Origin of the sequence: Megasphaera sp. ASD88 (genome assembly GCF_002287425.1) — a bacterium.
In the GTDB taxonomy this organism is placed as follows: domain Bacteria; phylum Bacillota; class Negativicutes; order Veillonellales; family Megasphaeraceae; genus Megasphaera; species Megasphaera stantonii.
The window spans coordinates 1-12,120 of record NZ_NQXW01000002.1 but is presented as its reverse complement, the minus strand read 5'-3'; the positions used below and the strand labels follow the sequence as shown (position 1 = coordinate 12,120).

General features: G+C 53.4%; 9 protein-coding genes, 1 other RNA gene, 1 pseudogene and 1 CRISPR repeat array. Of the genes and pseudogenes, 10 read left to right on the top strand and 1 reads right to left on the bottom strand.

The features are described from left to right. Nucleotides 1-48 precede the first annotated feature (48 nt). The 10 genes from ffs to eis all read left to right on the top strand — a co-directional run bounded on the left by ffs (nucleotide 49) and on the right by eis (nucleotide 8,129). Nucleotides 49-283: signal recognition particle sRNA large type (gene ffs, locus CJ260_RS01845), an RNA gene on the top strand. Nucleotides 284-323: 40 nt separating this feature from the next. After that, complete coding sequence (dnaX, locus tag CJ260_RS01840) at nucleotides 324-2,099, top strand: DNA polymerase III subunit gamma/tau (protein ID WP_233127859.1); 1,776 nt, start codon at nucleotides 324-326, stop codon at nucleotides 2,097-2,099. A 251-nt stretch (nucleotides 2,100-2,350) separates the two neighbouring features. Next, nucleotides 2,351-2,668: a YbaB/EbfC family nucleoid-associated protein gene (locus tag CJ260_RS01835; protein ID WP_087477809.1), complete on the top strand. Its 318-nt coding sequence runs from the start codon at nucleotides 2,351-2,353 to the stop codon at nucleotides 2,666-2,668. Beyond that, nucleotides 2,668-3,258, top strand: a complete 591-nt coding sequence (gene recR, locus CJ260_RS01830; protein WP_087477810.1) for a recombination mediator RecR — start codon at nucleotides 2,668-2,670, stop codon at nucleotides 3,256-3,258. The genes CJ260_RS01835 and recR overlap by 1 nt, the downstream gene beginning before the upstream one ends. Before the next feature lie 20 nt (nucleotides 3,259-3,278). Continuing rightward, a complete protein-coding gene (locus tag CJ260_RS01825) occupies nucleotides 3,279-3,515 on the top strand; it encodes a pro-sigmaK processing inhibitor BofA family protein (protein ID WP_233127858.1) in 237 nt (78 codons plus the stop codon). Nucleotides 3,516-3,536: 21 nt separating this feature from the next. Then, nucleotides 3,537-4,643 (top strand): efflux RND transporter periplasmic adaptor subunit, encoded by a 1,107-nt coding sequence (locus CJ260_RS01820; protein ID WP_095628955.1) that lies wholly within the window; start codon nucleotides 3,537-3,539, stop codon nucleotides 4,641-4,643. Nucleotides 4,644-4,683: 40 nt separating this feature from the next. Beyond that, complete coding sequence (locus CJ260_RS01815; RefSeq protein WP_232818809.1) at nucleotides 4,684-5,421, top strand: IclR family transcriptional regulator; 738 nt, start codon at nucleotides 4,684-4,686, stop codon at nucleotides 5,419-5,421. Further along, nucleotides 5,418-6,029: a DNA-3-methyladenine glycosylase gene (locus tag CJ260_RS01810; protein ID WP_095628953.1), complete on the top strand. Its 612-nt coding sequence runs from the start codon at nucleotides 5,418-5,420 to the stop codon at nucleotides 6,027-6,029. The genes CJ260_RS01815 and CJ260_RS01810 overlap by 4 nt, the downstream gene beginning before the upstream one ends. A gap of 46 nt (nucleotides 6,030-6,075) precedes the next feature. Next, complete coding sequence (locus CJ260_RS01805) at nucleotides 6,076-6,978, top strand: DUF2156 domain-containing protein (protein ID WP_255376408.1); 903 nt, start codon at nucleotides 6,076-6,078, stop codon at nucleotides 6,976-6,978. Continuing rightward, nucleotides 6,963-8,129: an enhanced intracellular survival protein Eis gene (eis, locus tag CJ260_RS01800; RefSeq protein WP_095628952.1), complete on the top strand. Its 1,167-nt coding sequence runs from the start codon at nucleotides 6,963-6,965 to the stop codon at nucleotides 8,127-8,129. The genes CJ260_RS01805 and eis overlap by 16 nt, the downstream gene beginning before the upstream one ends. A gap of 169 nt (nucleotides 8,130-8,298) precedes the next feature. Further along, nucleotides 8,299-11,930: direct repeats of the CRISPR family, unit length 32 nt; unit sequence GTCACCCTCCGTGTGAGGGTGTGGATTGAAAT. Nucleotides 11,931-12,002: 72 nt separating this feature from the next. Here the strand turns inward: eis and CJ260_RS13080 are convergent. After that, nucleotides 12,003-12,120, bottom strand: a pseudogene (locus tag CJ260_RS13080) (IS30 family transposase); the annotation flags it as partial.

Genomic DNA, 12,120 nt, shown 5'->3' with positions numbered 1-12,120 from the left:
GGACTGCGTTTCTGACATAACGCGGCGAAAAAAGTTGCGAATTATTCTTGCTTATATAGGGTAAAACAGGCCTTTCCTCTTGCCAAAAGGCCTGTTTTACGCTATAATAACATAGCTAACTTAATAAAAGTATTGGTGCGTGGTAATCCGCCGGGGCTTGTGCAATGGAAACCTATGAACCTTGTCAGGTCCGAGAGGAAGCAGCAATAAGTAGTCATTTTCATGTGCCACGAGGAAACCTGGCGGGTTATCATACACGAATACTTTTTGGTTGGTAGAAGCAGCGGTTAGCTGCTTTTTTTCATATCTGGAGAGGACGAGACATGGCATATATCGCATTATACCGTAAGTGGCGGCCCAAAAGCTTTGAAGACGTCGTCGGCCAGTCCCATATTACGGAAACGCTGCAAAAAGCTATCGATACGGATAAAGTGGCGCATGCCTACTTATTTTCCGGCCCCAGGGGGACGGGCAAGACCAGTACGGCTAAAATCTTCGCCCGGGCCATGAACTGCGTCCATGGCCCGACGTCCCATCCCTGCAACGAATGCGAAATATGCCGCCATATCCTGAGCGGCGAGTCGATGGACGTCGTGGAAATCGACGCCGCGTCCAACCGCAGCATCGAGGACATCCGGACACTGCGGGAAACGATCAAATTTATGCCTGCCGAAGGCCATAAGAAGATATACATTATCGACGAAGTGCACATGCTGACGACGGAAGCCTTCAACGCCCTGCTGAAAACGCTGGAAGAGCCGCCGTCCCACGTCATATTCATTTTGGCGACGACGGAGCCGGAACGGATTCCCATGACGATATTGTCGCGGTGCCAGCGGTATGAATTCCGCCGTATTACCAGCGCCGACATCGCCGCCCGGCTGATGTACGTGGCAGAGCAGGAGCATATCGGCCTGACGAAGGGAGCCGCCCATATCTTGGCCGTCCAGGCCGACGGCGGCATGCGCGACGCCTTGAGCATGCTGGACCAGTGCGTTGGCAACGCCGACGGGCAGATCGACGAGAGCCTCGTTCGGGATTTGCTGGGACTCATCGGCAGGGACTGGCTGTTTTCCCTGTCTGACGCCGTGTTTCAGGGGCGGGGAAGCGTCGTCATCAAAGCAGTGGACGATGTGATCCGCATGGGCAAGGAGCCGCAGATCATCCTGACGGAGCTGGTGGAACACCTGCGGGCTATCATGCTGTACCAGGCCGATCCCCATACGGATACGCTGGCTGCCTACGCCGACTCGCTGCCCCAGCTGGCAAAGCAGGCCGGGAGCGTGGCGGCGGAGCAGGTCTTCGCCGTATTGAACGTCCTGCAGCAGGCCATGCTGACGGCGAAGAATTCGCCGGCGCCGCGGGTCGCCGTGGAAATGGGGCTGCTCATGGCTAGCCGGCCTATGCCTGCGGCGGGAGCCGTTTCGCCAGTGGGGCCGAGCGCTGTTATCCCCGACGGGATATTGGACCGCTTGCTGAAGCTGGAGCAGGCCGTCTTTCACGGCGGCGCTATTCCTGGAAAGGGCGAGCCGGCGAAGAAAAAGGAATATATTCCCTTGCTGGAAGAAGACGGCATGCCCGGCGTCATGGACGAAGAATCCGTGCCCTTTCCCGACGACGAATATACGGCGCCGCCGCAGGAACCGGCTGCGCCTTCGATACAGGAGAGTTTGCCGCCTAAGCTGGCCGACAGAGATGTTGTTATTGAGCCGGAACGGCGGCAGGAACGGCCGCAGCCCCCTGCGCCGGCGGCAGCACAGCCGGCAGCGCCTTCTCCTTCCGGTGCGTCTTCCGTCGTGCCGTCGGCGGAATACCAGCGGATCTGGCAGCAGGTGTGCGATATCTTAGGCAAGAAGCTGAAAAAGCCCGGCGTGCAGTCCTGCGTCCGTACGGGCCGTGTCCTCTATATCGGCGGCGGCGAGGCCGCCGTGGCGTATAAGACGCCCTTCCTCGTCAAGCGGGCCAATCGGGAAGATTATTTCCGGTTTGTCGACGAGGCGCTGGAAATGGTTCTCGGCGGCTCTTACCACATGAAGGGCTTCCTGGAAGGCTCGCCCGACGTGGCCGAATACGAAAAAAAAATGCTGAATCAGGTATAACCAGTCGTCCTGCAGAAGAACAGCCTCGTCCTAAAGAGGAGGCGCAGCCTGAGGCGGCTGCCAGTGTTTCCGACGAGGCTTCCCGTCCGCAGCCGCCTGTTTCGGCAGAACCGCCGTCCCTGCGGCCGGTACTGCCGGAAGAGATGACCGCCGCGGACCGGGCTTTGCTGGAACCGTTGCTCAAAACGGTAGGAGACTGTAATATATACATAGAAGATAAACCATAATTTCAAAATCAGGAGGAATTACAAATGTTTGGTGGAAATATGCAAGGCATGATGAAGAAAGTACAGAAGATGCAGAAGGAAATGAAGAAGCTTCAAGACGATTTGAAAAAACGCACTGTAGAAGCGACGGTCGGCGGCGGCGTGCTGACCTTGGTCATGAACGGCGAAAAGAACGTCGAAAGTGTTCATATCGACCCGAGCATTATCGACCCGGAAGATTCGGAAATGTTGGAAGACCTCATCGTAGCAGCTGTCAACGAAGCCAATAAGAAGGTCGATGAAATGATGGCTCAGGAAATGAGCAAGATTACCGGCGGCATGCACTTGCCGGGGATGTTCTGATGGATACGCCCTTAGACCGGCTGACAGAGCAATTTCGCCGTCTGCCGGGCATCGGCATCAAGACGGCCCGCAAGCTGGCCTATTACATGGTCCAGCAGCCGCAGGAGCAGGTTGACGCCTTTATCAACGCGGTCCGCAGCGCGAAGGAAACCATGTGCTTCTGCTCCGTCTGCTTTAATTTAGCTTCTCAGGACCCCTGCCCGATTTGCAGCGACGAGACGCGGGACCGCTCGACGATATGCGTCGTCGAAACGCCGCAGGACGTCATGGCTATCGAGCGCAGCGGCGATTACCGCGGACTGTATCACGTGCTCCACGGCGCCCTGTCTCCCTTGGACGGCGTCGGCGTCGACGATTTGCGCATCAAGGAGCTGCTGCAGCGCCTGAGCGATACAGATGTCAAGGAAATCATCATCGCCACGGACCCTGATGTAGAAGGCGAAGCGACGGCCTTGTACCTGGCCCGCCTCCTGAAGACGGCGGGGATCAAGGTGACGCGCATTGCCCGAGGCCTGCCCATGGGCGGCGACATCGAGTACGCCGACGAGGCGACCCTGGCCGGCGCCGTGGCGAACCGTCAGGAAATGTGAGGTAGGAACTGATGGACCTTATGTGGATTGCTATAGGCGTCGCAGCCTTATTTTTGCTGAATAAGCTGATTCTGGCTCCGTTCCGCAAGCTCGTGGTCAATATTGCCGTAGGCTTGCTCGCCTTATATCTCATTAACTTTTACGGATATATGATTGGATTGGAAGCCGTGCCTATTACGATTGTGACCGGCATTATCATCGGCATTCTCGGACTGCCCGGCGTAGTGCTGGTAACGCTGTATTATACAATGTTTTAATATAAATGGAGATGGCCTGCAGTGAATGTAAAAAAATGGATCGCCATAGCCCTTGCCGCCGCGATGACGGCCGCCGTGCTTTCGGGCTGCGGCAGCAGCGTTTCAACGGAAACGGAGACCGTTTCCAAGACGGAACATCCCGTCGCCCTGACGCTGGACGCGAATATTACGGCCCTTCATATGACGACGATCGTTCCTAAGCTTTCCGGTAAAATCGTATCAGCTCCGCTGACTAAGGGGCAGGAAATACAGTCCGGCGAAATCGTCGTCCAAATCGATACGGCCCCGTATGAGCAGAGCGTCAGCGCGGCCGAATCGGAATTGATTGCGGCGACGTCTGCCGCAGCTGCGGCGCCGGCCTATACACCCTCGGCCGGCGACAGCCAGCGCCGGGTGGAACTGAAAGCCTGGTACGACATGGGAGCCTTATCCCGCGTCGAATACAATCAGATGATGTCGCAGACGGCGGCTCCTCAGGCCAGCGCTCCTTCCGTAGACAGCGGGCGCATTGCCCAGCTGCAGCAAAATCTTCAGGCTGCCCGCGATATGCTGAGCAACGCTACGATCTATTCGCCGATTAACGGCCGCGTTACGGCCGTAGCGGAAAACCCGTCTGTAGCTGTCGCCGGCAACGTGCTGGCTACGATTCAGCAGATGACGCCGCTGGTAGCGACCTTCGCCGTGCCGGAGATGTACGTGCAGGCCCTGCAGGCCGCTAAGCAGGCCGGTACGCTGCAAGTATCGGTCATCGCGCCGTCGGGCGAATCGCAGGCCGGCGAGCTGACCTATTTGGCGACGGAGAAAGACCCGTCGACAGGGGCGTATACGGCGAAAATAACATTTAACAACGACAAGAATTTGTTTGTGCCCGGCGAATTTTATCATATCCGCATATCGACGCCGCAGGAAGTGTCGCAGATTACCGTGCCGAAGACGGCCGTGCGGACCAAGGACAGCGGCGATTTCGTATATATCGTCAATGAAAACGGGCTGGCCGACGCCCGGTCCGTTTTGACCGGCGATGAAGAAGAAGGCCGCGTCGTCATTTTGGACGGCCTGAAAGAAGGGGACAAGGTCATCGTCGATCCGCCCGATTCGTTGGAAATCGGCATGAAAATGAATTCGTAAGCCTAAGGGGGACAGGTGAGGCGCAATGAAGGAAGAAGGAATGGAACGACACAATAGCTTATTGAAGTCGCTCGAAAAAAGTTTAGACGTCCTCGATATCTTTGTCGAGTGCAATACGGGGATGAATTTGAAGGATATCGCCGCCCGCACGAATCTGAACACGTCCACGGCTTTTCGTATCGTCAATACGCTGGAACGCCGTCAGTATCTGACGCGCGACGACATATCGAAGCAGTACCGGCTGGGACCGAGAGCGCTGGCCCTGGGATATTCTTCCCACTGGACGGAAAACGTTATGACGCTGGTTAAGCCCTATTTGCGGCGGCTCCAGCAGATGTTTAACGAAACGGCCAGCGTATACATCGCCGAAGGGGACAGCCGCATTTGTCTGGACCATGTGGAAAGCACTCACTCGCTGCGCCGGGTCATTCCCATAGGCGAGTCTCTGCCGCTGTATAAGGGCGCCGCCGGCAAGGTGCTGCTGGCCTGGGCTCCTAAGGAAGAGCGCAACCGCATGATCGTCCAGTACGGCCATTTATCGGAAGAGGAGTTTGCCTCTATCCGGCACAACGGCTACGCCATTACGCAGGATGAAAGCGAGCACGGCCTCTTTGCCTTGTCGGTGCCGATCTTCAATTTTGAAGAGCAGGTCATCGCCTCGCTGACTATTGCCGGGCCGACGATGCGGTTTTACGATTCTATCCGGCAGAAAATGCTCTTTACCATGAGCCAATATGCCTATGAAATTTCCTATTCCTTAGGATACAGGAAAAAATGACGGCCTATACGATTTGGACTAAAGAAGAATATCAGGAGCGGGCCAGCGTCGTAGCGCCGAAGCTTCTGGGCCAATATTTGATTCACCGCACGGCGGAGACGACCTATATCGGCCGCATCGTGGAGACGGAGGCCTACGGCGGCTCGTACCGCCGCATGGCCGACGACGGGGCTCACAGCTTCCGCGGGCTGACGAAGCGGACCGAGCCCATGTTTTGCGCCGGCGGCGTTTCTTACGTATATCTCATTTACGGCATGTATCACTGCGTGAACATCGTTACCGGACCGGAAGGCTCGGGACAGGCCGTCCTCATACGAGCCGTCGAGCCCGTAGCCGGTATAGAACATATGTTGGAAAACCGCTGCATGGAGGCCGTAAAGCCGGCAGTCAGCAACGGCCCGGGCAAGCTGTGCCGGGCTATGGATATTACGCTGGCCCAGAACCGATTGGATTTGTGCGGCTCCGAGCTGTATATCGCCCGTCCTGCGGAGCAGCCGCGGTTTGCCGTCGTGCGCACGACGCGGATCAACATCGACTACGCCGTCAAGGGAAAACAATTTCCCTGGCGTTTTTATATAAAAGATAATCCATACGTTTCTATGCGATAAGAGATAGATAGGGGGAATTACTATTATTTCGTTCAGAGAATTCCGATTGGAAGACAAGCAAATTATTGATGACTATTTTCATCAACAAAGATACGAACAGGCCGACGCGTCCTTTATGAACCTGTTTGCCTGGCAGTACCCGTATGAAATCCAGTGGGCAGAGGAAGACAACGTATTGTACATACGCTCCGGCCGCGGCAAGAAGCAGTTCTGGCTGCCTCCCTTTACCCGTCATGACGGCAGCTTTACGAAGGGCATCCTGCGCATGCACGAATGGTTCGACCAGCACGGCTATCCCTTCCTCATGAAGGGCGTCACGCCGGAGGCGGCGGAACGCATCCGCGCTCTTTGTCCGGACTGCTATAACTTCACGCCGGACCGGGACAATTATGAATACGTCTACTTGACGCAGAACCTCATCAACCTGTCCGGCAAAAAATACCGGCAGAAAAAGAATAACCTCAACCACTTCCGCAATCAGTATATCGGCAACTGGGAATACGTTCCCATTACGGAAGAAATCTTCGACGAATGCCTCGCGGCGGAAGAAAATTGGTACGATAAGCACGAAGGATTTGAAGACGACGAAGAACTCCAGGGCGAACGCCAGGCCATTGAAACGGTATTCAACAACTGGGGCATTCTCCAGCCGACAGGCGGCGCTATCCGCATGTACAACAAAATCGTAGCCTTTTCTATCGGTGAAATGCTGAACGACGATACGGCTATCATTCACTACGAAAAGAGCGACCCGACGATTCGCGGCCTGTACCAGGCCATTAACCATGAATTCGTCGTTCACGCCTGGAGCCATACGACGTATATCAACCGGGAGGAAGACATGGGCCTGCCGGGACTGCGCCAGTCCAAAGAATCGTATAATCCGGTGCGGTATATTGAAAAATTTGAAGTTACCTTGAAGGAGCCGGGAAAATGGACTTCCGATTAGCGAAAGAAGAAGACAGAGATCTGGTTGAAAGCTTATGGGCCTATTGCTTCGAGCCGCGGGAACATCCTTTTTTTCAGTGGTATTTTTCGAAGTTTTATCAGCCGGAAAACGTGCTCATGGGATTTAAGGACGGCGAAATGGCCTGTCTTACCCATTTAAACCCGTATACGCTGCGCCTGCGGGGACGGGACGTACCGACGTCGTATATTGTCGGCCTGGCGACCCATCCGGCTGCCAGGAGAAGCGGCGTAGGCCGGCTGCTGCTGACGGCTGCCCTGAAGGAAATGAAGCGCCGCGGCCATTATATTCATATTCTCATGCCGTCCAAGGCGGGATTTTACCAGCCCTATGGCTATGAATTGTACTGCCATCAGTGGAAGGAAACGATGCCGCTGGAATCGTTGCGGCCCCTGACGGATCGGACGGTCCGTTTTGCCTTCGTCAACAGCGCCGACCAGTGGCCCTATTTGGCTTCCGTGTACGAGGCGTATACGAAACACCTGTCGGGCTACGCCGTCCGCAATGAAGCGTCGTGGCGCAGCCACATCGAGGCCCAGCTGGCCGAAGGATATATTGCCGTCGTATTTCATGACGATACGCCGATTGCCTATATGTTTTATCAAATCGGCGAGGGGACGATTACGAGCGGTGAATTTGTCTACGCCACCCTGCAGGGAAAGCGGGGCTTATTAGAATACGTCTACAATCACCGCTCTCAAGGCAAGGAATTTCAATGGAACGAAGGAATTCACGACCAATCCTATCGCTTCTATCCCGACGGCAAGCAGGGCCATGAAACGATGCCCTTCATGACCTGCCGTATTGTCGACGTCAAAGGCGCACTGGAGCAAATTTCCTATCCGGAACAGGCTGAAGGCAGCCTTGTCATCCAAACGGAGGACCCCTTGGCCGACTGGAATACCGGCACGTTCCGTCTGACCGTTCGGCAGGGACGCGGCTCCGTAGAACGGACGGAGCAGGAGAAGCCGGACGCCGTCATGCCTATTGGCACCTTAGCGCTGCTGGTCTTCGGCGCAATGGATCCAGCGAATCTGGCATTCAATGAAAAACTATCCGGCAGCGACAAAGTCTTGCAAACCTTGGGAGCCTTCTTCCCGACAGAAAAATGCTACATTAACGAATGGTACTAGACGATGAACACGTGCGAATGGCAAGCATCGGATAGATACCAGGGAGATTCGCACTCAAACAAGTAATATGTTGTCAAAATAGACAGCGATTTTCATCAAATCAGTTGGATTAAGTTGTATCAGCTTCTATATATGCTATGTTTTGGATTAAGAGATACCAAATGTAGCTGTCACCCTCCGTGTGAGGGTGTGGATTGAAATGATTTGACGATGGCGCAATTCCGGGACATTAACGTCACCCTCCGTGTGAGGGTGTGGATTGAAATACCTATTTCTTGAATAAACGGTAGTCCAATACGAAGTCACCCTCCGTGTGAGGGTGTGGATTGAAATACCATTAATATGTCATTTATATCGCATTTTAATAGTCACCCTCCGTGTGAGGGTGTGGATTGAAATTATGCCGTCGGCGTTGACGTAAGGCTTGCCTAAGTGTCACCCTCCGTGTGAGGGTGTGGATTGAAATCCATGGCTCCTAGGTCAAAAGCTTCGAATTCATAGTCACCCTCCGTGTGAGGGTGTGGATTGAAATGGCGCGGCGTCGGGTAAAAAAGGCTACGCCAACAAGTCACCCTCCGTGTGAGGGTGTGGATTGAAATAATAAGCGTAGGCGTCTTAATCGTCGAAAATGCATGTCACCCTCCGTGTGAGGGTGTGGATTGAAATAGCACCGGGAAAAATGGCATTTCCACGACCATGAAGTCACCCTCCGTGTGAGGGTGTGGATTGAAATCTTGTCCGGCACAGAATGCCGTGTATGCGAAATAGTCACCCTCCGTGTGAGGGTGTGGATTGAAATATGTGCGACGACGATATATATTTCTCGCTCATCGGTCACCCTCCGTGTGAGGGTGTGGATTGAAATCCGCGGTGGTGGGGCCAGATCGATATAAACGTATCGTCACCCTCCGTGTGAGGGTGTGGATTGAAATGTTTGTCCGGTTTGACAAGGCAGTGTCGTAGACGGTCACCCTCCGTGTGAGGGTGTGGATTGAAATACCTTTGGCCAGTACGGCTTGTTCAAATTCGCCGGGTCACCCTCCGTGTGAGGGTGTGGATTGAAATTTAGTAGCGTCTTTCATCGGCGGCGGTGCTAGTCGTCACCCTCCGTGTGAGGGTGTGGATTGAAATAGCGTGTTTCCGCTGCTGGCGACGTAGCTGTCCAAGTCACCCTCCGTGTGAGGGTGTGGATTGAAATCATCAGCGTTCGCTGTCCCGATACGTTGCCGCCAGTCACCCTCCGTGTGAGGGTGTGGATTGAAATCTGCCGTATTTTGGCTTCTCCTTCCTGATACTGCCGTCACCCTCCGTGTGAGGGTGTGGATTGAAATTTGGGGATCCATGGAAGGTTGATTTAGCCAATCCAGTCACCCTCCGTGTGAGGGTGTGGATTGAAATCTTCTTTTCGAGCTGGATTTCGCCCTTGTTATTCAGTCACCCTCCGTGTGAGGGTGTGGATTGAAATTAATACTTGACACCGAATCACAGATACTGTTTTTACGTCACCCTCCGTGTGAGGGTGTGGATTGAAATCAGTCCAGCTAGAGCCATTATATACTCTTCTATATGTCACCCTCCGTGTGAGGGTGTGGATTGAAATCGCTGGTTGCTCAGTAAGGTGTTGCTGTCGTCGTGGTCACCCTCCGTGTGAGGGTGTGGATTGAAATATAAGAGAACGTACAAGAAGTAGCGAATCTTGTAGGTCACCCTCCGTGTGAGGGTGTGGATTGAAATCCGTATTGGAGAAGCTTTATAGTTGGTTCCGTGTGTCACCCTCCGTGTGAGGGTGTGGATTGAAATTGTACATTTTCAATAACCATCTGAATCTGGCCTAGTCACCCTCCGTGTGAGGGTGTGGATTGAAATATTCAGCGGCGGCAGTAGTACGCTGCCTACACTGGTCACCCTCCGTGTGAGGGTGTGGATTGAAATGGCATCAGTAGCCATTGAGGCACCTCCTTATATCGGTCACCCTCCGTGTGAGGGTGTGGATTGAAATTGCCGACATAGGCAGGCTTTGGGACAGGGCGAGGAGTCACCCTCCGTGTGAGGGTGTGGATTGAAATCCCCAGCGGTCCAACGCGGGTTACGATGTCGGATAGTCACCCTCCGTGTGAGGGTGTGGATTGAAATAAGACTCCGGCGGTTTGGAAGTTTAAGAACGGCACGTCACCCTCCGTGTGAGGGTGTGGATTGAAATATGACAGCTTTGGAACGGATTTAAACCATGCCGAGGTCACCCTCCGTGTGAGGGTGTGGATTGAAATTTGCAACGTGATTTGTTGGCCACGCTGCTGTACAAGTCACCCTCCGTGTGAGGGTGTGGATTGAAATATCAAACAGCTTTTTCATGCAATAGTACAGCACTTGTCACCCTCCGTGTGAGGGTGTGGATTGAAATGACCTAAAGAATCTGATGGTTCTCGTCAGCCGATGTCACCCTCCGTGTGAGGGTGTGGATTGAAATTGAGCATAAAAGCCATCGCATAACCCATTTTGGAGTCACCCTCCGTGTGAGGGTGTGGATTGAAATTTCCTATCCTAGTGGCTTGCTCCTGACGGCAAGAGTCACCCTCCGTGTGAGGGTGTGGATTGAAATTCGGCGTGTCCGTTTTGATTTTGCCATCGTCCAAAGTCACCCTCCGTGTGAGGGTGTGGATTGAAATAGATATATAGTGCCTATTCAATTCGCGGACACTTAGTCACCCTCCGTGTGAGGGTGTGGATTGAAATGTCCCGTTCTGCTTTTGTATCAAAATAGTTTAAGGTCACCCTCCGTGTGAGGGTGTGGATTGAAATGACGTACATTTGCGAAAAGTCTAGCAGATTGCGGCGTCACCCTCCGTGTGAGGGTGTGGATTGAAATAAAATACAAACAGGAAACATTGCCGATGCACTGACGTCACCCTCCGTGTGAGGGTGTGGATTGAAATGTATACCATACGATACATCAAGCAGCCTAGTATAGTCACCCTCCGTGTGAGGGTGTGGATTGAAATCGTCCGGGACGGCCATTTGATTTGTACCTATCAAGGTCACCCTCCGTGTGAGGGTGTGGATTGAAATCTGCGGGTGGATATAAACGCCGCTAGCATCATACGGTCACCCTCCGTGTGAGGGTGTGGATTGAAATAATCGTGGGCGCATCGTTTTGGTCAATTGTTGCCTAGGTCACCCTCCGTGTGAGGGTGTGGATTGAAATTACAAAGGATTTAACAAAGCCATGTCGCTTAGACGTCACCCTCCGTGTGAGGGTGTGGATTGAAATGTAGCGGAAACCATGGGAACCGTATACTCCGTGGAGTCACCCTCCGTGTGAGGGTGTGGATTGAAATTTTTTAGCACTCAAATCCTCAACTTGATAACCAAGTCACCCTCCGTGTGAGGGTGTGGATTGAAATAGCGTCAATCGGTTGTCAAGGGAAAAAAATTTACGTCACCCTCCGTGTGAGGGTGTGGATTGAAATAGATGTAGCAAAAATAAAACGCGTTAATTGAATAGGTCACCCTCCGTGTGAGGGTGTGGATTGAAATCTTCCAGTGCTGCCAAAGCAACCGAAACGGAACAGTCACCCTCCGTGTGAGGGTGTGGATTGAAATGCGCTGGTAGCGGTCGTACATGTCATCCCTAGTGAGTCACCCTCCGTGTGAGGGTGTGGATTGAAATATGCATAGACCGGCCTACGCCGACGGTTGCGTCTGCGTCACCCTCCGTGTGAGGGTGTGGATTGAAATGCTTTCATTATTACCTCCTAGCTCTTTGCTGTTGGTCACCCTCCGTGTGAGGGTGGGGATTGAAGTCATGCGGCATCATTAGATATATTGTCAGTTTTTTGCCAGTTCAAGGCTATCAAAATATTATACGGCGAATTGTCAAGCTAAGTGCAACTTTTTAGAGTAATGTACTTCGTATGGCGTTTTGTATCCTAAACATTTTCGGGGACGGCGATTTAGTTCTGCAAAAACAGCTTGCACATAGGCTTCTGGAACG